Source organism: Sphingomonas sanguinis (assembly GCF_001476905.1).
In the GTDB taxonomy this organism is placed as follows: domain Bacteria; phylum Pseudomonadota; class Alphaproteobacteria; order Sphingomonadales; family Sphingomonadaceae; genus Sphingomonas; species Sphingomonas sanguinis_B.
Window position 1 is genome coordinate 43773 of the sequence record NZ_LDTE01000041.1, and the last position, 19844, is coordinate 63616.

Below are 19844 nucleotides of genomic sequence, written 5' to 3' on the forward strand. Positions count from 1 at the left end.
GGATGACCACGCGGCCCCCGGTGTTGTTCGCCGCCATGCTGTTCGTGGCGCTGATCGTCTTCCTGCCGATGCGCCTTGCGCTGGGCGCGACGGGCTTGGCCGATGAGGGGCTGAGCGCGCGGCGGGTCGGCGGCACGATCTGGGGCGGCAGCATGATCGAGGCGCGGTTTGGCGATGTGGCGCTGGGCGACCTGCGCGTGTCGCTGTCGCCGCTGGCACTGCTGGTCGGCCGCGCCAAGCTGGCATTTGAGGGCGCAGGCGTCGATGGCCGCCCGATCGCCGGTTCGGCCTCGATCAGCCGCCATGCCATGGGCATCGATGGCGTGACCGCCAGCTTGCCCGCCGCGACGCTGTTCGCGCCGTTGCCGGTCACCACGCTGGCGCTGGAGGACGTGACCGTCAAATTCCGCGACGGCGTGTGTGAGGAAGCGGCCGGCCGGGTGCGTGCGACCGTGGTGGGGGAGGCGGGTGGCTTGCCCTTGCCCCCGACGATGATGGGCACCGCGCGGTGCGAGGCGGGCGCGCTGCTCCTGCCCATGGCGGGGCAGGGCGGCACGGAGGCGGTCAATCTGCGCATCCGCCCCGATGGCCGCTACACCGCCGACCTGGTGCTGACCCCCAGCGATCCGGCGGCGGCGGCCAAGCTGGAGCAGCTGGGCTTCGTCGCGGGGTCGGGTGGTGGATACCGACTTTCGGCGCAGGGAAGATTCTGACGGACGCGCTTTTGACCGCTTGACGAAACCGGGTGATCCCGTTTAGGGGCGCAAGCCTTCGCGGCGACCGTAGTTCAATTGGTTAGAGCGCCGGCTTGTGATGCCGGAAGTTGCGGGTTCAAGTCCCGTCGGTCGCCCCATTTCTTCCGGCCATTTCCTGGCCACGGCACCGGCCCCTTTCGCGCCCGTGTCCCCCCTCAATCCTCACCGATAGGGTGGCCGGGTCGAAAGTCTCGGTCCGGTTCCGCATTTGTCGGACCGAAGGACGAGCATGACGGACTGGGGCTTTCCCGATTTCGACGCGCATGAAGGCGTGCATTTGTTCACCGATCCCGCTTCGGGGCTGCAGGCGGTCATCGCCGTGCACTCGACGCATCTCGGCCCGGCGGCGGGCGGTGCGCGCTTCTGGCACTATGCCACGCCCGCGCTGGCGATCACCGATGCGCTGCGCCTGTCGCGCGGCATGAGCTACAAGAACGCGATGGCGGGGCTGGCGCTGGGCGGCGGCAAGGGCGTGGTGCTGGCGGCCAAGCAGGGCGACGTCATCACCACCGCGCAGCTCGAGGCGTTCGGCCGCGCGGTCGAGTCGCTCGGCGGTCGCTATGTGACGGCCGAAGACGTCGGCATGTCCGAGGAGCGGATGAAGGTCATCGCGACCCAGACCCGCTATGTCTCCGGCCTGCCGGTGGCGAGCGGTGCGGCGGGCGGCGACCCCGGCCCGTACACCGCGCACGGCGTCTATCTGGGCGTGAAGGCAGCGGCCAAGCGCGGGCTGGGCGCGACCGACATGAAGGGCGTGCGCGTCGCGATCCAGGGCGTGGGCTCGGTCGGCGGCGGCCTTGCCAAGCTGCTCGCCAGGGACGGCGCGATCCTGACGATCGCCGACGTCAACCAGGCGCGTGCGGAAGCGATGGCGGCAGAACTGGGCGCCAGCGTCGCCCCGGCCGACGAGATCCTGTTCACCGATGTCGACCTGGTCAGCCCCAACGCGCTGGGCGCGGTGCTGACCGCCGATTCGATCCAGCGGCTGAAGGCCAAGGTCGTCGCGGGTGGCGCCAACAACCAGCTGGCCACCCGCGAAGACGGCGCGCGCGTGGCGGAGGCGGGCATCCTCTATGCCCCCGATTACGTCATCAACGCAGGCGGCATCATCAATGTCGGCCTCGAATATCTGGGCCAGGGCGACGAAGCCGAGGTCATGTCGCGCATCGCCAAGATCCCCGAGCGTCTGGAGCAGGTGTGGCAGCGCTCGGCCGAGACGGGCCATCCGGCGTCGGACGTCGCGGACGAGATCGCGCAGGGCCTGATCGGGCGCTGACCTGAATGAGACTCACGCCCCTCCCGCAAGCGGGAGGGGATGGGGGAGGGTAGGCCGCAAGGGAAAGGCTCTGTGAGACATCTTGCCCTCCCCAAACCCCTCCCGTCTACGGGAGGGGCTTAAGAAGTGGGACGTGTGGCGATAAGCCGCTCCCTCACTCACACCCATCGAAATTCCCACACCGAAACCCGGTTGACGAACCGCCCCTCCACGCCCATTTGCCAATCGGACCAAATCCATCCGATTGGAGACCATGCGCCTTTCCAGCCTTGCCGATTATGCGGTCGTGATGATGACCGCCGCCGCGCGCGAAGGCGCTGGCGGGCGGAGCAATGCGACCCTGCTGGCCGGGCAGACGGGCGTGCCGCTGCCCACCGCGCAGAAGCTGGTCAGCCGTCTGGCGGGCGCGGGGCTGATCGACAGCACGCGCGGCACCGGCGGCGGCATCCGCCTCGCCCGCGCGGCCGATACGATCAGCCTGGCCGATATCGTCGAGGCGGTGGACGGCCCGATCGCGCTGACCGCGTGCGTCGATGGCGCGGCGCATGACTGCGGCCTGGAAATGCAATGTCGGGTGCGGCCGCATTGGCATGTCGTCAATCAGGCGGTACGCGCCGCCTTTTCCGGGGTGACGCTCGCGACGCTCGCCGCCGATCCTGTTGAATCGCAAGTGATGGACGCGTCCCCGCGTCCGGGGGTATTCGCCTGATGGCCACGAAGAATGCAGAGGCGCTCGCCGCCGCCAACAAGAAGTATGAGTGGGGCTTCGCCACCGAGATCGAGCAGGACTTCGCGCCCAAGGGGCTGAGCGAGGATACGGTTCGTTATATCTCGGCCAAGAAGGGCGAGCCGGAATGGATGCTCGACTGGCGGCTGAAGGCGTTTCGCCTGTGGCAGACGCTGGAGAGCCCGGACTGGGCCAAGCTGAACATCCCGCCGATCGACTATCAGGACGCGTATTATTACGCGGAGCCCAAGCAGAAGAAGACGATCGCGTCGCTGGACGAGCTCGATCCCGAAATCCGGCGGACCTACGAAAAGCTGGGCATCCCGATCGCCGAGCAGGAAGTGCTGGCGGGCGTCGAGGGCGCGCGCAAGGTCGCGGTCGACGCGGTGTTCGACAGCGTCTCGGTCGCGACGACCTTCCGCAAGGAGCTGGAAGCGGCGGGCGTGATCTTCCGCTCGATCTCCGAGGCGATCAAGGAATATCCCGATCTGGTCCGCAAGTGGCTGGGCAAGGTCGTGCCGCAGCGGGATAATTACTTCGCGACGCTCAACTCGGCGGTCTTCTCGGACGGCACCTTTGTTTACATTCCCGAGGGCGTTCGCTGCCCGATGGAGTTGTCGACCTATTTTCGCATCAACGCCGAGAATACTGGCCAGTTCGAGCGTACGCTGATCGTCGCGGACAAGGGGGCCTATGTCTCCTATCTCGAAGGCTGCACCGCGCCGATGCGCGACGAGAACCAGCTACACGCGGCGGTCGTCGAGCTGGTCGCGCTGGACGATGCCGAGATCAAATATTCGACCGTCCAGAACTGGTATCCGGGCGACGAGAATGGTGTCGGCGGCATCTACAACTTCGTCACCAAGCGCGCGCTCTGTCAGGGCAAGAACAGCAAGGTGTCGTGGACCCAGGTCGAAACCGGCTCGGCGGTGACGTGGAAATACCCCAGCTGCGTGCTGGCGGGCGACGGCTCGGTGGGCGAGTTCTACTCGGTCGCGGTGACGAACAACCGCCAGCAGGCCGATACCGGCACCAAGATGATTCATCTCGGCAAGAACACGCGGTCCACCATCGTGTCGAAGGGGATTTCGGCCGGGCATTCGGACAACACCTATCGCGGCCTCGTCCGCGTGGCGGCGACCGCCGAGAATGTCCGCAACTTCACCCAGTGCGACAGCCTGCTGCTGGGCGACCAGTGCGGCGCGCATACCGTGCCTTATATCGAGGTGAAGAACCCCAGCGCGCAGATCGAGCATGAGGCGACGACCAGCAAGATCAGCGAGGACCAGCTCTTCTATGCGATGAGCCGTGGGCTGGACCAGGAAGCGGCGGTCGCGCTGATCGTCAACGGCTTTGCGCGCGAGGTCTTGCAGCAGCTCCCGATGGAGTTTGCGGTCGAGGCGCAGAAGCTGCTCGGGATTTCGCTGGAGGGTTCGGTCGGGTGACGCTGACCCCGCGCGACGATGCTCGACGCCTCAACACCCCTCCCCTTCAGGGGAGGGGCCGGGGGTGGGGCGTGTCCGCACGGGCGCTCGATCGTTTGTCGGGCCATGCTCGCACCATGCGTCGCGAACCGACCGAACCGGAAAAACGGCTGTGGACGCACTTATCGCGGTCGCAACTGGGCGGCTTCAAGTTCCGGCGTCAGACGGTGATTGGCAACTACATCGCGGACTTCCTCTGCCCGGCGACGGGCCTGATCGTCGAAGTCGATGGCGAGACGCATGCCGATGCCAGTCGGGATAACCGACGCGACGCGGCGCTGGCGGAATTGGGTTTTAAGTTCGTTCACATCGCCAACACCGATGTGATGCACAATATCGAGGGTGTTTTGGCGCACCTGCTCGGCACGCTGCAAGCGATGCCTGTGCGGCGGACGCCCCACCCCAACCCCTCCCCTGAAGGGGAGGGGCTGACAGGGATATGACAATGCTGAAAATTGAAAACCTCCACGCCGAGATTGACGGCAAGCCGATCCTCAAGGGCCTGACGCTTGAGGTGAACGCGGGCGAAGTCCATGCGATCATGGGTCCCAACGGCGCGGGCAAGTCGACGCTGGGCTATGTGCTGGGCGGCCGTCCGGGGTATGAAGTAACCGAGGGTTCGGTGACGTTCGACGGTGTCGACCTGCTCGAACTGGAGCCGAACGAGCGCGCCGCGGCCGGTCTGTTCCTGGGCTTCCAGTATCCGGTCGAGATCCCCGGTGTGTCCAACGTCCAGTTCCTGCGCGAGAGCCTGAATGCGCAGCGTGGACAGCGCGACGAAAAGCCGTTGTCGGGTGGCGAGTTCCTGAAGCTCGCCCGCGCGCAGGCCGATGGGCTGGGGCTGAACCAGGACATGCTCAAGCGTCCGGTCAATGTCGGCTTCTCGGGCGGTGAGAAGAAGCGCAACGAGATGGTCCAGATGGGCATCCTGAACCCCAAGTTTGCGATCCTGGACGAGACGGACTCCGGCCTCGACATCGACGCGCTGCGCATCGTTGGCGACGGCATCAACCGCATCATGCGCGCGCCCGACAAGGCGGTGCTGCTGATCACGCACTATCAGCGGTTGCTCGACTATGTGCAGCCCGACCGGGTGCATGTGCTGGCCGATGGCCGCATCGTGCGTTCGGGCGGCCCCGAACTCGCGCTCGAACTGGAGCGTGAGGGCTATGCGGGCGTCGAGGGAGCCGCCGCGTGACGACCACGCTGGAACTCCCATCGACCCGCGAAGAGTCGTGGCGCTGGGCCGATATCGACGCGCTTCGCCGCGCGGCGGAGAGCGAACGGGCGGTGCCGGTCGCGGGCGCGGATCGTTTCCTCGACTTGGGCGGCGCGCGGTTGCTGTTCGTCGATGGCGTACTGGATGAGAGCGCCAGCCATCTCGGCCCGGTCCAGCTGACTCAGATCGACGCGAGTGATCATCCGCTTGGGCGGCAGGCTCTGGGGCGTGGCTGGTCGCTGCGGCTGGAGCGCGATGCGGTCGCCGAGCCGGTGCAGATCGTCCATGTGGCCAGCGGCGCGGCCAATCACCTGCCCGCCGAGATCGTGCTGGCCGAGGACGCGGCGGCGCAGGTCTATGAGACCTATATCGGGCGCGGCTGGACCAACCGGCTGACGCGCCTGAAGCTCGCCGCATCGGCACGGCTGATGCGCGCGGTGCGGTTGATGCAGGATGACGGCTTCGTCTCGCTGCGTGAGGAAGCCGAGCTGGGCGAGGGCGCGAGCCTGACCGCGACCTTCCTGGCGGCGGGCACGATGGGCGTGCGGATCGACGGCGGGATCACCCAGACCGGCGACGGCGCCTATGCCGAGTTCGGCGGCGCGTTGCTGACCAAGGGCGAATTGAAGCAGGAGTGCGCGGTCGCTCTGCGTCATGCCGCGCTGAACGGCCAGAGCCATCAGCTGTGGCGCGCGGTCGCCGCCGACCGTAGCCAGGCAAGCCTCGCCGCGCGGGTCGAAGTGGCGCGCGATGCGCAGAAGACCGATGGCGAGCAGTCGCTCCGCGGTCTGCTGCTCCAGCGGACGGCCACGGTGAACCTGAAGCCCGAGTTGGAAATCTTTGCCGACGACGTGAAGTGCGCACATGGCGCGACTGTGGGCGAACTCGATGCCAAGGCGCTGTTCTACATGCAGAGCCGGGGCATCCCGAAACCCCGTGCGCAGGCGCTGCTGACCCGCGCCTTCGTGGCGGATGCGATCGACCGTATCGGCAACGAGGTCGTGCGCGAGGCCTTTGCGGCGGATGCCGACGCCTGGCTGGAGGCGGCGCTTTGACGAGCGCCACGCCTCTCGACCGGGTGGCGGATTTTCCGGCGATCCCGGACGGCTGGGCCTATCTGGATACCGCCGCGACCGCGCAGAAGCCGCAAACGGTGATCGACGCGATCACGCGGGCCTATGACACCAGCTATGCCACCGTGCATCGCGGCGTCTATCAGCGTTCGGCCGACATGACGGTGGCGTATGAGAAGGCACGCGAGGCGACGGCACGGTTCATCGGCGCGGGGTCGGCGAACGAGATCGTCTTCACGCGCGGCGCGACCGAGGGGATCAACCTGGTCGCGCAGTGCTGGGCCGCGACCAACCTCAAGGCGGGCGATCGCATCCTGCTGTCGATGCTGGAGCATCACTCCAACATCGTGCCGTGGCAGATGGTCGCCGAGCGGTTGGGCGTCGCGATCGACGTGCTGCCGCTGACGGCGGATCACCGCATCGATCTGGATGCGATGGAGCGGATGCTGACGCCCGCATACAAGCTGGTGTCGCTGGGCCATGTGTCGAACGTGTTGGGCTCGGTGCTCGACGGGCGGCGTGCCGCCGATCTGGCGCATGGCGTGGGCGCGAAGATCCTGCTCGACGGGTGCCAGGCGGTGCCGCGCATCGCGGTCGATGTCGCCACGCTCGACTGCGATTTCTATGTCTTCTCCGGCCATAAGCTCTATGGCCCGACCGGCATCGGCGTGCTGTGGGCGCGGCCTGAATTGCTGGAGGCCATGCCGCCCTATCAGGGTGGCGGATCGATGATCGACCGGGTGAGCTTCGAGAAGACCACCTATGCCCCGCCGCCCGGCCGGTTCGAGGCGGGGACGCCGCATATCGTCGGCGCGCTGGGGCTTCACGCCGCGATCGACTATGTGTCGGCGATCGGGCTGGACGCGATCCATGCGCATGAGGCAGCTTTGGTCACGCAGGCACGCGAGGGGCTGTCGGCGATCAATTCGGTGCGGCTGCTGGGGCCGGAAGACTCGGCGGGAATCGTCAGTTTCGCGGTCGAGGGGGTTCATCCTCACGACATCGGCACCATATTGGACGAGAGCCGGGTGGCGATCCGCGCAGGACACCACTGCGCCCAGCCGCTGATGGACGCGCTCGGCCTGCCCGCCACCGCACGGGCGAGTTTCGGCGTATATAACGGACCCGATGACGTCGCGGCGCTGGTGGACGGCGTCCGGCGGGTCACGAGGATTTTCGGATGAGCGATTATAAAATCGAAGAGGTCGACAGCGTGGCGCAGCCGCCCAAGGCGCGCGTGCAGGACGTGGTCGAGGCCCCGGCGGAGCGCCAGCGCGATTATCTGTCGGGCTTCCTCTCGCAAAAGCCGACCGCCGACGATCCGACCCAGCCGGGCGGGGCGCTGTATGATGGCATCATCGACGCGCTGAAGGATATTTTCGACCCCGAGATTCCGGTCAATATCTATGACCTGGGGCTGATCTACGGCGTCGAAGTGACCGAGGGCGGCCATGCGGTCGTCACCATGACACTGACCACGCCGCACTGCCCGGTCGCCGAGTCGATGCCGGGCGAGGTCGAATTGCGGGTCTCGGCGGTGCCGGGGATCGCGACGGCGGACGTCAACCTGGTCTGGGACCCGCCATGGGACCCGCAGAAGATGTCGGACGACGCCAAGCTCGAACTGGGGATGCTCTGACCATGGCGACCACCTTGCGTGCCCGTCCCGCCGCGTTGAACCTGACGCCCTCCGCCGAGGCGCGGATCGCCGACCTGATGGCGCGCGCACCGGAAGGGGCGATCGGGGTCAAGCTGTCGACGCCGCGCCGGGGATGTTCGGGCCTGGCCTATTCGGTGGATTATGTCACCGAAGCCAAGGCGTTCGACGAGAAGATCGACACGCCGGGCGGCACGCTGTTCGTGGATGGCGGGTCGATCCTGTACCTGATCGGATCGACCATGGACTGGGTGGAGGACGACTTCACCGCCGGATTCGTGTTCCAGAACCCCAATGCCAAGGGCGCGTGCGGGTGTGGGGAGAGCTTTACGGTTTGAGGGGACGCTTCGGCGCCGCTCAATTCGAGCAGTCTTTCCTATAACCGTTCCCCGGCGAAGGCCGGGGCCCAGTTTCTATTCGGCAAAGATGGCGGGATGTCGCTGCGTGGGAGGCAAACGCCTCGCGCTGTCGAGAGTGCACCGCAACTGGGCCCCGGCCTTCGCCGGGGAACGGGTGGGGTTAGACCCGGTGTTCCAGCTTCAGGCTGGCGCCGTCCCATTCCACCGACAAATCGCGATAATCCGCCACTGTCGCATGGGGCGTATCCATCGCCCCTCGATGCGTTTCGGTCATCACCACCACCGTCATGCCCGCCGCTTCCGCCGCTGCGATCCCGGCGGGCGCATCCTCGAACGCCAGGCAATCCTCGGGCGCCATGCCCAGCCGCTTCGCGCCCAGCAAGAAGCCATCGGGTGCGGGCTTGCTCCGTTCCGCATCCTCGGCCGTCACGAACACGCCCGGCAGCGGCAGGCCCGCCGCCTTCAGCCGCACCTCCGCCAGCCGCTTAGGCGCAGAGGTCACGATAGCCCAGCGATCGGGCGGCAACGCGGCGAGGAACTCCGCCGCGCCACCGATCGGCACCACATCGTCGACGTCGAGCATCTCCGCCTCGGTCAGCGCATGGGCCTCCGCGACCGGATCGACGCCGGGCAGGTTTAGCCGCCGAATCGTCTCGACCGACTGAACCCCGTGGATGGTCGGCAGGAACGCCGCGACGTCCAATCCCTGCCGCTCCGCCCAGGTGGTCCAGGCGCGTTCGGCGGACGCGATGGAGCTGAGGATCGTCCCGTCCATGTCGAACAGGAAACCGCCAAAGGCGCGGGTCGGCAGGGGCGTGGTCATCGGCTGAGGGTCAGTTTGCCTGGAACACGCCGCAGGCGATGCGGCCGCCGCTATTGCCGCTGGGGTCGGTCTTCAGGTCGTCGGCTCCGGCATGGATAACGATCGCCGAGCCGTCCGCGTCGAGCAGCCCCGCCATGGTCGCGCCCGGCAGCACGATGCCCAGCGTGCCGCGCCCGTCGGTGCCGACGGTCATGTTGGGCATGTCGCCCTCATGCGGCCCCTGCGGGTTCATGCTGCCATGCTGGCGCTGGGTGGGGTTCCAATGGCCACCGGCGGTCGTGAAGTCAGGCACGTCGCAGCGACCGACGGCGTGGATATGCACGCCGTGCATGCCGGCAGGCACGTTCATCGCGTCCAGGGTGATGCGCAGGCCGCCAGCGACCTCGGTCGCGGTGGCGCGACCCGCATCGGAGCCGGTGCCGGTACGCAAGCTCGCGGTGGCGCTGGCACCGCCTGGAGTAGGGGAGCCCGTTTCCATCTTGGTCTGCTCGCAGCCCGCAAGGCCCAGCGCGACGGTGCCGATAGTCAGCAGCGTGAGATATTTCATGATGGCAGCTCCCTGTTGAATGCGAACCTTATCGGCATGTTATCCGCCGGTTTCCAGCGGCCAACGCATCACCGGTTCATAGGATGCGCCGCCATGGCCCAGATGGCTTTGATAAAGGACCAGGTGCGCCATCGTGAAAGGCTCGCTTGACAGCCCGGCATGGACCGCGCGCCATCCCTCGATCTCCGGCGCGTGGCCCGCCGATCCGGGCAGGCGGGCCAGCGTGATGTGCGGCAGATACGCACGCGACTCGGGCGCCAGACCGGCGCGGACGCACGCCTGGTCGACCTTGCGATGCAGGTGCGCCAGCGCATCGTGCGGGGTGACCCCGGCCCAGAGGGTATCGACCCGTCCTCTGCGATCGAAGGTGCCGACACCGCCAAGGCGCACCATGGGGGCGGGGGCGTGAACCTGGCCCAGCGCGGCGGCGATGTCCTCGGCCACCGGGCGGTCGACCTCGCCGATGAAGCGCAGGGTCAGGTGCAGTTGCTCGTCATCCTGCCAGCGCGCCTGGGGCACGCAGTCCATCGCGTCGGACAACAGGTCCCGGATCGCGGGGGGCGGGCGGAGAGCGACGAACAGGCGGACCATGACAAAATATGTCTATCGCATTCTGTAACGCCCGCGGGAACCTCTTCCGCTTGAAAAGCGTCGCGGAGAGGGCGATATTTCGGGTAACCGGCATGTGGCCGGGCAAAGGAGCAATCATTCACCATGGCAAACTGGTCTGATCCACGGCCGAGCGCCGCGCCGTTCGGTACCACAGCCACCACGGGCTCGACCGCCTATGATGCGGGTCTGCGTTCGTACATGCTGTCCGTCTATAACTATATGACGTCGGGCGTGCTGCTGACGGGTATCGTCGCGCTGCTCTTCGCATGGGGTGGTCGTGACAGCATGGCCGCGCAGGTCTTCCTGCATGGCGGCGCGCTGAAATATGTCATCATGTTCGCGCCATTGGGCTTCGTGTTCGCGCTCAGCATGGGCGTGACCCGCATGAAGACTTCGACGATGCAGCTGCTCTTCTGGGCGTTCGCGGTCGTCATGGGCCTTTCGCTGTCGACCATCTTCCTGGTCTATAGCGGCGGTTCGATCGCGGGTGCGTTCTTCGCCACTGCAGCGGGCTTCGCGGCGCTGAGCCTGTACGGCTACACCACCAAGCGTGACCTGTCGGCCTTCGGCACCTTCCTGATCATCGGTCTGGTTGGCCTGATCGTCGCCAGCCTGATCAACGTCTTCCTGCAGTCGGGCACGATGGGTCTGGTCATCAGCTTCGTCGGCGTGCTGCTGTTCGCAGGCCTGACCGCCTATGATACGCAGCGCACCAAGTCGATGTATTACGAGGTGCGCGGCACGTCGATGCAGGACCGCGTGGTCATCATGTCGGCGCTGAGCCTGTATCTCGACTTCATCAACATGTTCATGTTCATCCTGCGTCTGACCGGCTCCAGCCGCGACTGATTGGGTAGAGCAGAGCAAGACCTTCAAGGGCTCGGCGGAGTGTCCGCCGGGCCCTTTCTCATGCACAAAAGGAATGCGGCCATGCGCCTGTCGATCGACGTGACGCTCGACTATGTCGTGAAGGACCCGGCCGATATCCTCCTCCAGATCGAGGCGGCGGCGACCCCCGATCAGCGGCTGGAGCATCAGTCGTTGACCATCTGGTCCGATCACGCCGTAACGGCGGTGGCGGGCGAGGAAGGCATCGGCCAGCGTTGCTGGGTCCGCGCCGATCATGGCCTGATCGCGCGCTATGAGGCGATCGTGGCGATCGACCGACCGGCGGTGCGGCTGGAAATGCTGGGTGCGACCCCGGCGCGCGGTCTCGGCGGGGCGTTGATCCCTTATCTGCTGCCTAGCCGCTATTGCGAGTCGGACCGGCTGGAGGGCTTTGTGCGTCGGCGGTTCGGCGGACTGTCGGGCGGCGCGATGGCCGCCGCGCTGGCCGAGTGGGTCGAAACCCGGCTGATTTATCAGGCGGGTACGTCCAGCGGGGTGACGACCGCGCTCGACACCTTTGGATCGCGCAGCGGGGTGTGCCGCGACTATGCCCATCTGCTGGTCGCGCTGGCGCGGGCGGCGGAGATTCCGGCGCGCTGCGTCGCGGCCTATGCGCCCGGCGTCGATCCGCCCGATTTCCATGCGGTGGCCGAGCTGTGGCTGGAGGGCGGCTGGCATCTGGTCGATGCGACGGGCATGGCCCGCGCCGACGAGATCGCGAAGGTCTGTGTCGGCCGCGACGCCACCGACATCGCCTTCATGACCGTGTTCGGCGAAGCCCAGCTTTGCGATCAACGGGTTAGCGTGAAGCGACTCGACTGATCCAGGACAGGGAAGGGGGCAGGAACGGTTGCGCGTTGTGGCTCGTTGATCCGGTCCACTGATGATGGGGAAGTGACATGACCGACAGCATCGACGATCGCGCGCTGGACAGCGTTTCGGTCGCACCCGGCGGCGAGCAGGCCGAACAGGGCAATCGCCCGAACCCGCCCCAGCAGGATGCCGGGCAGGATTCCGACATCGCCGAGGAACTGGCGAAGAACCCCGAAGATGTCGACGCGCAGCTCGACGAGAGCCTTGACGAGTCGATGGACGCCAGTGATCCGCCCTCCAACACTCAGCCGGGTCGTGACGGTCCGGCGGAATCATCTGGCTATCGGGAAGACGATCGCTGATCGACAAAGGGGGCGAGAGGGCGGAGTCGATGGCGATCCGCCCGATCGCCCCCGCTCTCTATTTGCGGCCTAATTGCCGCAGCGGGCCGGACATGCCCGCTAAGCCATTGCGTGATCGCAACAAACATCGCGATTGTATCGCCTGTGACGCCTCTATCGAAAAATCATTGCCGTGATAACGGCTCGTCGCAATCTATGTTGCGGCGCGGTGCGTTTCATGTTCGTCTATCTCGGCTCGTTCAGCACTGCGTTAACCAAATGCGCGCATGATGACCGGGTTGGTTTCGATGGGCGGGGTGAACGCATATGGGATCGAGGAGCAGACCGGCCGAAGGCGCGATGACATTGGCCGAAATGAAGGAATTTGCCGGGTTCGCGGCAGCGACGCAGCGCTATATCCGCCGTTCGCTCGATATCGGGCTGGACCGCGAGGATGCGATGGCGCGCTGGTCGCGCGACGTGGTGGAGGCAGCCAGCATCCGCGCCCAGGCCCGGCTGTACCGTAACCTGCCCGAGATCCGGCATCTGATCCCGGTCGACAGCGGCCTGGAATCGCTGGAGCCGTTCATGGCGCCGTTCGTGACGATCGCGGCGTTTGATCTGGGACAGGGGCGGCTGACTAGCTTCTCGGCGTTCCGCTTCCTCTATGAGCGACTGATCGGTGCCGAGGTGCGGCCGTGGTTGCCGTCGGTGTTCTGCGCGGCGGCGGCGCTGCCGCACCTGCACCCGGAACTGCGCCGCAAGTTGCTTCAGTCGATCAGCGAGGCGGCGGCGACCGCGGCAGGCTGGTCGAGCCGCCAGCCCGCCTTCTTCCCGCATTGGGTCGAGAAGGTGGACACCAACGGCACTTCGCTTGCGAGCTGACGATAGTAGGTGACGGGCCGGGGGGGCCGTCACCATTACCGACAGGCGCGCCAGCCCATCGCCCCGCGATGGGCTTGGTCGAGGTGGAAATGGTCGGCGTGGGCGGCGTTATAGTCCGGTGACAGGGTGGTCGCGAACAGCTCGCATGCCCCGTCACGGACCCGGCGGAGAAACTGCCCCGCCGGGCCTTGATCCTTCCAGTCGCGCACGACGCGGATTTGTCGTCCGTCGCTCAGCCGGAATGCGGCGATGTCGATCGCATTGGCGCGGGCATGTTCGCTCCAGTCACTGGTGCTGCGCCCGCTGATCCGACGGCAATTATAGCTGCCCAGATGTTCGATCGCGACCACCTCCGCCCCCAGCAAGGCGCGCGCGGCGGGTTGGACGCTGTTCCATTCCCATAGCGCCAGTGAGGCGGCGACCGGGCAGGAAACGCCCAATGAGGCGGGGCGATAGCCGATGCTCCGCGCGCCGCCCGTGGTCAGGCGCACCACATCGTCATAGCCGCATTGTGCGCCGTCCGCTCGGGCGGGGAGCGAAGTATAGCGAATGCCTGCCCGCTCCAGCAGTGCGGTGCATTGCGCCTTGTCCTGGGTGAGGGCGGTCAGCTTGCGGCCCGTGAACAGGCCCACCGGCTGGCCCAGGTCGAGCGGAGCCCAGGGCACATCCTGCGGCCGGTGCCGCGCCATGCCCCAGAGCAGCAGTGCTGCCATCGCCAGTCCGACGACCACGACCAACAGGATCGTCCATCGCCGGAGCGTCCGCATCAGCCGCGCTCCGCACTGGCGACCGGCTGGGCGGTGATCGGATAGCCCAGATCGTCGGGGATACAGATACAGTCGACGCCGTCCCGCTCGGCGCGGAAAGGGGTGATGCGACGGATCGGCCAGGCACGCGCATCGGCTACGGCGCTGGCGAAGTCGGGATATTGGGCCAGCCGTTCCAGTGTCCGCCGGGTGGGAAAGATGATGCGAATCGCACCGCGATCGGCTTGGTCCAGCGCTTCGGCGGCGGTCAGCCATTCGGCGCGCACCGTCTCCGTGCCATCGATGACCGGCGTGGATTGGGCGCGGGGCAGGGCGGCGAGATAGAAGCGTGCATCGAAGCGGCGCACGGGCACATGCTCCGGGCACCAGCGTGCGAAAGGCGTCAGCGCGGCTGGATCGATCCGGCTTTGCTGTTCTTCGAGTGCCAAAGCGAAGGGCCGTCCCGCTGTCATCGCCGCGCGAAGTCGGGCGAGCCTGATGGGATCGGGAAGCGGCGACAGTCCGACCGCCAGGCCGACCTCCTCGATCGTCTCGCGGATCGCGGCGATACGGGCGGCGGCGTCTTCCGGGTCGGGGGCGTCAGCTGGGACCAGCTCATGGTCGCCGGGATCGACCCGCCCGCCGGGAAACACCATGGCCCCGCCCAGAAAGGTCAGCGCTGCGCCGCGCTCGACCATCAGGATTTCGGGCGGCGAACCGGGTGCGGGGCCTTCGCGCATCAGGATCAGGGTGGCGGCGGGGATGGGATCGGGGATCATCGAACGACCAACGTTCTGATCATGCGAAGGGGCCATGGCTAACCGTGGAGGAGGTTAGACGCGGAGAGGGCCAAATCAGGCTGATTTGCGATGTCGGGGGAGGCGGGGTGGTGGAGCTGAGGGGAATCGAACCCCTGACCTCTGCAGTGCGATTGCAGCGCTCTCCCATCTGAGCTACAGCCCCGCCCCGTGACCCGACCATGGTCGGGAGCGACGCCATTAGCCCGTGATTTCGGGCGACGCAACACCGCGTTGCCGCTGGCAGCCAAAAATTTTCGGTGGCTTTCGACCCCTGCCAACGCTCCATCCGTCGCGCGCGGTCCCGCGCCAACGGAACAATGTCTTGATCTTCCTCATTGAAACGCACGGAAGGCACGGCCCGCCGGACGAGCGGCGTCGGCCCCCGCAGGACCGAATTTCAGGAGGGTTTAGGATGGCTTACGACCGCTATTCCCGCGACGCCAATCGTGGCGACCGCGATTTCGACTATGGCCGGGACTACGGCTCCGGGCGGGACTATACCTATTCCAGCGCGCGAGATTACGAAGCTGCGGGCGCATTCGATGACGACCGCAACAACGACCATCGTCGCGGCTATGGCGCGCGGGATTATGGCCGACAGGGATATGATCACGGCGACAATTACGGTGCCTCGCGTCAGGATTTCGGCGGCCGCTATAACGAAGGTCGTTATGGCGAGGGCCGCTCGGGCACCTATGGCGCGTATCGCAGCGGCGGCGACTATGGCCGCGACAGCTATCGCAGTGGCGAGCGTGACTATGGTCGTGAAGCCTATCGTGGTTCGTCGTCCTACGGCGACTCGTCGCGTGGCTATGGTTATACCGGCGACCGATACGGTCGTGATGACCGTCAGGGTCGCGGCGACTATGGCCGGTCTCAGTCGCGCGGCGACTATGGTCGTCAGCCCCAGGGCTATGACTATGAGGATCGCGGCTTCTTCGCCCGCGCCGGGGACGAGGTCCGCTCGTGGTTCGGCGACGAGGAGGCGGAGCGTCGTCGCGAGGCCGACGCGCGCATGGACGAGCGTTATTACGCCCAGCAGGACCACGACTATAACCACTGGCGCTCGGGCCAGATCGCCGCGCTCGACCGCGATTATGACGAGTATCGCAGCGAGAACCGCACCAAGTTCCAGAACGAATTCGCGAGCTGGCGCACCGAGCGCGAGGGCCAGCGCGGCCTGCTCCCCAAGGTGAAGGAGCATCAGGAAGTCGTCGGTTCGGACGGCAGCCATGTCGGCACCGTCGACAAGGTGCGCGGCGACCGCATCCTGCTGACCAAGAACGACAAGGATGCGGGTGGCCAGCACCACTCGATCCCATCGCGCTGGCTGAAGTCCGTCGAGGACAAGGTCACGCTGACCAAGACCGCCGAGGAGGCCAAGGCCCAGTGGCGGGATGAAGAGAATGCGCGCGCCATGTTCGGCGATCGCACCAGCGAAAACGACCGCTATGGCCAGGCGAATCGCTATGGCCAGACCGGCGGTCAGACGAGCGGTTACGGCCAGAGTGCGACCGGTACGACCAGCTCGACCCAGAACAGCACCGGGACCACCGCCACCACGGCGGGCACCGGAACGACCTCGGACACCAATCGGGGTTATTGATAAAGAAAAACGTCACGACGGCGTGACTTTTCTTGGAGGGCTCGGGTGGACTTCACCCGGGCCCTTTCCCATGTCCGCTCCCACGCAATGAAAAGGATATAAAGATGAAGGCCTGGACCCTGGCGGCCCGCCCCAAGGGCACGCCCGTCGATAGTGATTTCGCTCTGGTGGAGCGCGATCTACCTGCCCTGAACGAGGGTGAGGTACGGGTCGCCAACCGCTGGCTGTCGGTCGACCCCTATATGCGTGGCCGAATGAACGACACGAAGAGCTATGTCCCGCCCTTCCAGCTCGGCGAGCCGATGCAGGGCGGCGCGATCGGCGAGGTGGTCGAGAGCCGCGCCGACAGCATCGCAGTCGGCACCTTGGTCAGCCACATGGCGGGCTGGCGCGACGAGGCGGTGCTTCCCGCCGCGCATGTCCAGCCGCTCCCCGATCTGGGCGTCGACCCCCAGGCCTTTCTGGGCCAGTTCGGCATGCCGGGCATGACGGCCTATTACGGCCTGCTGCAGGTCGCCGAAGCAAAGGCGGGCGATACGGTGTTCGTCTCGGCGGCGGCGGGCGCGGTCGGATCGACCGTGGTGCAGATCGCCAAGGCCAAGGGCATGACGGTCATCGGTTCGGCCGGTGGCGCGGACAAGACGGCCTGGGTGCGCTCGCTCGGTGCCGATGCGGTCATCGACTATAAGTCGGGTCAGTCGGTCGTCGATGCGCTGGGCGAAGCGGCCCCGAACGGGATCGACGTCTATTTCGACAATGTCGGCGGCGACCATCTGGACGCGGCGCTGGCCCATGCCAAGCCGGGTGCGCGTTTCGCGATCTGCGGCATGATCGACGTCTATAACGACGCCAAGCCGACCAGCCTGAAGTATCTCGCACGCCTGATCGGCAATCGCGTGCGAATTCAGGGCTTCATCGTGTCCGACTTCAAGGGCCAGCAGGATTTCTACCGCGACATGGCCGGGATGCTGAAGGACGGTCAGTTGCAGCGCGAGGAGACGGTGGTCGGTGGGCTGGAGAAGACCCCCGAGGCATTCCTCGGGCTGTTCACCGGCGGCAACAAGGGCAAGATGCTGGTGAAGCTGTAAATCGACTCCCCTCCCGCAGGCGGGAGGGGTTGGGGGAGGGAACCCGGCGAACCACGACTGCTTAGGCGGATGAGACTCCCCCGTCAGACCACGCGACTCACCCCACCCAACCGGCCAGCCAATCCGCCACCGCCTGCGGCGTCATCGACCGCGCATCGGCCAGCGCCGTCTCTCGGCCCGCATTGATCAGCTTGTTAGTCTTCGGATCGACGATCAGCACGGCCGGCACGCCTGCCAGCCGCCCCTTGATCCCATAAGCCGCCGGGATATCCATATTCTGGTCGAAGCGGCCGACATCGACCGTCACCACCTCAAAATGCTTGGCGACGAAGGGACGCATCTGCGGCGTCTCCATCACGCCTGCCAGCAAGCGGCAGTCGAGGCACCAATTGCCGCCCAGGTCGATCAGTACCCGCTTGTGCGCCTTCACCGCCCGCGCCCGCGCCGCCGCGATCGCGGCCTTCGCATCGCCTGCATGATAGGGCAGCGGCAAAGGCTTGGCCAAAGCCTCGAAACTGGCGACGCCGACACGCGGCGCCGAGACCGGCGCGGCGGCGGGGAGCGCGACGGAGGCGGCGATCAGGGACAGGGCGAACAGCCGGGATTTCATGCGAAAGGCTTCCTTCTATCGGATAGCCGACAATGGAGCCCGAAAGCCGCCTTTTGACAAGCCAGCGTTGCTGCGCGCGGATCAAGTTCACCTACGCCTTGCCAACATCGTTTACAGGTGTAATCAGTAACGCGAAACCAACGAAAGGGATCAGCGATGCAAAAGCGTGGTGTGGCGATACTGGCTTGGATGACACTCCTCCCCGCATCGATCCAGGCGCAAGCGCCTCAACCGAAAAACAATCCGCAGCTGACCGCGATGTTCGACGCGGATCAGGCGATCCGCGCGTCGATCGACCCCGCCAAGCCGATCGACATGGCGCAGGTCCGCCGCATGATCGCCGAGGACGCGATGCGCCGGGCGACCGCCCGAACGCTGCTGGCGGAGGGAAAGCTCTCCACCGCAGAGGACTATTATCACGCCGCCTTCCTCTTCCAGCACGGCTCGGACGCGGCGGACTATCTGCTCGCCCATTCGCTTGCGATGGCGGCGGTGGCACGGGGCAAGGCCGAAGCCAACTGGATCGCAGCCGCGACGCTCGACCGCTATCTGATGAAGATCGGCCAACCGCAAATTTACGGCACGCAATACACCCGGTCTAAGGAGAGCGGGGTGACCATGGACCCGTATGACCGCGCGCTGATCCCCGACAGCCTGCGCACCACGCTGGGCGTGCCCATGCAGGCGGAGCAGCTCAAGAAATTGGAGGGCATGAAGGCACCTAATGCCAAGCCATGATACAGGGCTTGGGCACCGGATACTCTCTCACGATTACCTCAGGCGGGGCCGGATCGCCTTTCGCCATGCTACCGAAAGCAACGCATAAGCGATGATCGCTACCACGATCGTGACGACCGTCTGCGTCATGATCACTCTATCATCGGGGGGAGGAGCGGCCGGGTCACGACTTCCGCCAAACAGCCCGAAAGAGATCGTCACGACCAGCCACCAATAACCAGCGGTCAGGGCACTTTCGACAAGAGCGACGAGGAACGTCTTCATGGCTTCCTACCGATGGCGAAGGGGATGAGGTTCACATAGTCCTGATAGCGGCCGTTGCCCTGTCTGGGCTTCATATGATTGGCGACCAAAAAATAGTCCTCGACGATCGAGGCCTGCGCCTCGATGCCGTAGGATAAAAACGCTTTTTGCGACTTGGTAAGGTCGCCGTAGCGATAATTGCGGTTCAGCATGCCGCGCGTACGGACCCACATGCCTTTCTGATGCTGCCAGCAATGGGTGAGTTCGTGGATCAACCACGCCGCGCTGAGAATCGATCCTGAAAAATCCGGTTTGTAGCTGACCGGTGGGAAATAGATTTCACCGTTAGGCGTAATGGCCGTGTCGCTGGGCTGGAAGAAATAGGCCCGCTCATTATGGACCTTTACACGACTATAGTCGATCGCAGTTCCAAAGACCTGCATGGCATATCGCAGTTCACCCGTCGTCAACGACCGGCTTACGCTTTTGCGTGCCATCCTAACCTCCCGGTTCGTCCTGAAACGCCGGACCGGTGGAATGGTGCCGCTTGGTGG

The 19844-nt window shown here is 65.9% G+C and carries 25 protein-coding genes and 2 tRNA genes; 18 read left to right on the plus strand and 9 right to left on the minus strand.

Going from position 1 to position 19844, the window contains the following annotated elements; translation table 11 throughout:
- The first annotated feature begins 2 nt into the window (after positions 1 to 2).
- The 11 genes from SB4_RS07625 (at position 3) to SB4_RS07675 (ending at position 8529) form a co-directional block, all read left to right on the plus strand.
- On the plus strand, positions 3 to 713 hold the full coding sequence (locus SB4_RS07625) for a type II secretion system protein N (RefSeq protein ID WP_241488530.1): 711 nt from the start codon (positions 3 to 5) through the stop codon (positions 711 to 713).
- Between the two features lie 63 nt (positions 714 to 776).
- Positions 777 to 853, plus strand: a tRNA-His gene (locus SB4_RS07630).
- Between the two features lie 131 nt (positions 854 to 984).
- Positions 985 to 2031 carry a Glu/Leu/Phe/Val dehydrogenase family protein gene (locus SB4_RS07635; protein WP_058752093.1) on the plus strand — a complete coding sequence of 349 codons (1047 nt, stop codon included), beginning with the start codon at positions 985 to 987 and terminating at the stop codon, positions 2029 to 2031.
- Positions 2032 to 2284: 253 nt separating this feature from the next.
- Complete coding sequence (locus SB4_RS07640) at positions 2285 to 2740, plus strand: SUF system Fe-S cluster assembly regulator (RefSeq protein WP_058752138.1); 456 nt, start codon at positions 2285 to 2287, stop codon at positions 2738 to 2740.
- Positions 2740 to 4203: a Fe-S cluster assembly protein SufB gene (sufB, locus tag SB4_RS07645; protein ID WP_058718278.1), complete on the plus strand. Its 1464-nt coding sequence runs from the start codon at positions 2740 to 2742 to the stop codon at positions 4201 to 4203. The genes SB4_RS07640 and sufB overlap by 1 nt, the downstream gene beginning before the upstream one ends.
- Positions 4200 to 4685: an endonuclease domain-containing protein gene (locus SB4_RS07650; protein ID WP_241488531.1), complete on the plus strand. Its 486-nt coding sequence runs from the start codon at positions 4200 to 4202 to the stop codon at positions 4683 to 4685. The genes sufB and SB4_RS07650 overlap by 4 nt, the downstream gene beginning before the upstream one ends.
- A gap of 2 nt (positions 4686 to 4687) precedes the next feature.
- Entirely contained in the window at positions 4688 to 5440 is a 753-nt protein-coding gene (gene sufC, locus SB4_RS07655; RefSeq protein ID WP_007404520.1) for a Fe-S cluster assembly ATPase SufC, read from the plus strand.
- A complete protein-coding gene (locus SB4_RS07660) occupies positions 5437 to 6516 on the plus strand; it encodes a SufB/SufD family protein (protein ID WP_058752095.1) in 1080 nt (359 codons plus the stop codon). Before sufC ends, SB4_RS07660 begins: the two co-directional genes overlap by 4 nt.
- Positions 6513 to 7718, plus strand: a complete 1206-nt coding sequence (locus SB4_RS07665; RefSeq protein ID WP_058752096.1) for an aminotransferase class V-fold PLP-dependent enzyme — start codon at positions 6513 to 6515, stop codon at positions 7716 to 7718. The genes SB4_RS07660 and SB4_RS07665 overlap by 4 nt, the downstream gene beginning before the upstream one ends.
- Complete coding sequence (locus SB4_RS07670; protein WP_058745002.1) at positions 7715 to 8173, plus strand: SUF system Fe-S cluster assembly protein; 459 nt, start codon at positions 7715 to 7717, stop codon at positions 8171 to 8173. The genes SB4_RS07665 and SB4_RS07670 overlap by 4 nt, the downstream gene beginning before the upstream one ends.
- 2 nt (positions 8174 to 8175) lie before the next feature.
- On the plus strand, positions 8176 to 8529 hold the full coding sequence (locus tag SB4_RS07675; RefSeq protein WP_058745003.1) for a HesB/IscA family protein: 354 nt from the start codon (positions 8176 to 8178) through the stop codon (positions 8527 to 8529).
- Between the two features lie 181 nt (positions 8530 to 8710).
- Here the strand turns inward: SB4_RS07675 and SB4_RS07680 are convergent, their stop codons facing one another.
- The 3 genes from SB4_RS07680 to thpR are packed head-to-tail and all read right to left on the minus strand — an operon-like array spanning position 8711 to position 10511.
- On the minus strand, positions 8711 to 9373 hold the full coding sequence (locus SB4_RS07680) for an HAD-IA family hydrolase (protein WP_058752097.1): 663 nt from the start codon (positions 9371 to 9373) through the stop codon (positions 8711 to 8713).
- A gap of 10 nt (positions 9374 to 9383) precedes the next feature.
- A complete protein-coding gene (locus tag SB4_RS07685; RefSeq protein ID WP_058752098.1) occupies positions 9384 to 9920 on the minus strand; it encodes a superoxide dismutase family protein in 537 nt (178 codons plus the stop codon).
- Positions 9921 to 9959: 39 nt separating this feature from the next.
- Entirely contained in the window at positions 9960 to 10511 is a 552-nt protein-coding gene (thpR, locus tag SB4_RS07690) for an RNA 2',3'-cyclic phosphodiesterase (RefSeq protein ID WP_058752099.1), read from the minus strand.
- Between the two features lie 123 nt (positions 10512 to 10634).
- On the opposite strand from thpR, the gene SB4_RS07695 reads away from it, so the two are divergent.
- The 4 genes from SB4_RS07695 to SB4_RS07710 all read left to right on the plus strand — a co-directional run bounded on the left by SB4_RS07695 (position 10635) and on the right by SB4_RS07710 (position 13459).
- Positions 10635 to 11381 carry a Bax inhibitor-1/YccA family protein gene (locus SB4_RS07695; RefSeq protein ID WP_058717531.1) on the plus strand — a complete coding sequence of 249 codons (747 nt, stop codon included), beginning with the start codon at positions 10635 to 10637 and terminating at the stop codon, positions 11379 to 11381.
- An 81-nt stretch (positions 11382 to 11462) separates the two neighbouring features.
- The gene (locus tag SB4_RS07700; protein WP_058752100.1) at positions 11463 to 12242 is read left to right on the plus strand and encodes a transglutaminase-like domain-containing protein; all 780 of its coding nucleotides are present in this window, start codon (positions 11463 to 11465) and stop codon (positions 12240 to 12242) included.
- A 77-nt stretch (positions 12243 to 12319) separates the two neighbouring features.
- Positions 12320 to 12595, plus strand: a complete 276-nt coding sequence (locus SB4_RS07705; RefSeq protein ID WP_058752101.1) for a hypothetical protein — start codon at positions 12320 to 12322, stop codon at positions 12593 to 12595.
- Positions 12596 to 12901: 306 nt separating this feature from the next.
- Entirely contained in the window at positions 12902 to 13459 is a 558-nt protein-coding gene (locus SB4_RS07710) for a hypothetical protein (RefSeq protein WP_058717534.1), read from the plus strand.
- Positions 13460 to 13494: 35 nt separating this feature from the next.
- On the opposite strand, the gene SB4_RS07715 is transcribed toward SB4_RS07710, so the two are convergent.
- From SB4_RS07715 to SB4_RS07725, 3 genes are all read right to left on the minus strand, one after another.
- Positions 13495 to 14226, minus strand: a complete 732-nt coding sequence (locus SB4_RS07715; protein ID WP_058752102.1) for an extensin-like domain-containing protein — start codon at positions 14224 to 14226, stop codon at positions 13495 to 13497.
- Entirely contained in the window at positions 14226 to 14984 is a 759-nt protein-coding gene (locus SB4_RS07720; RefSeq protein WP_058752103.1) for an NUDIX hydrolase, read from the minus strand. The genes SB4_RS07715 and SB4_RS07720 overlap by 1 nt, the downstream gene beginning before the upstream one ends.
- Positions 14985 to 15092: 108 nt before the next feature.
- Positions 15093 to 15168, minus strand: a tRNA-Ala gene (locus SB4_RS07725).
- A 249-nt stretch (positions 15169 to 15417) separates the two neighbouring features.
- On the opposite strand from SB4_RS07725, the gene SB4_RS07730 reads away from it, so the two are divergent.
- Positions 15418 to 16611, plus strand: coding sequence for a DUF2171 domain-containing protein (locus SB4_RS07730; protein ID WP_058752104.1), 1194 nt, complete (start codon positions 15418 to 15420; stop codon positions 16609 to 16611).
- A 104-nt stretch (positions 16612 to 16715) separates the two neighbouring features.
- Positions 16716 to 17699, plus strand: coding sequence for an NADP-dependent oxidoreductase (locus SB4_RS07735; protein WP_058752105.1), 984 nt, complete (start codon positions 16716 to 16718; stop codon positions 17697 to 17699).
- A gap of 97 nt (positions 17700 to 17796) precedes the next feature.
- Here SB4_RS07735 and SB4_RS07740 read toward each other — a convergent pair whose 3' ends face one another.
- Positions 17797 to 18309: a thioredoxin family protein gene (locus tag SB4_RS07740; RefSeq protein ID WP_058718258.1), complete on the minus strand. Its 513-nt coding sequence runs from the start codon at positions 18307 to 18309 to the stop codon at positions 17797 to 17799.
- Positions 18310 to 18465: 156 nt separating this feature from the next.
- On the opposite strand from SB4_RS07740, the gene SB4_RS07745 reads away from it, so the two are divergent.
- Positions 18466 to 19047, plus strand: a complete 582-nt coding sequence (locus SB4_RS07745) for a DUF6624 domain-containing protein (RefSeq protein WP_058752106.1) — start codon at positions 18466 to 18468, stop codon at positions 19045 to 19047.
- A 33-nt stretch (positions 19048 to 19080) separates the two neighbouring features.
- On the opposite strand, the gene SB4_RS07750 is transcribed toward SB4_RS07745, so the two are convergent.
- Positions 19081 to 19311 carry a hypothetical protein gene (locus SB4_RS07750; protein WP_058752107.1) on the minus strand — a complete coding sequence of 77 codons (231 nt, stop codon included), beginning with the start codon at positions 19309 to 19311 and terminating at the stop codon, positions 19081 to 19083.
- Positions 19308 to 19787, minus strand: coding sequence for a hypothetical protein (locus tag SB4_RS07755; RefSeq protein ID WP_153006129.1), 480 nt, complete (start codon positions 19785 to 19787; stop codon positions 19308 to 19310). Before SB4_RS07755 ends, SB4_RS07750 begins: the two co-directional genes overlap by 4 nt.
- Between the last annotated feature and the right edge of the window lie 57 nt (positions 19788 to 19844).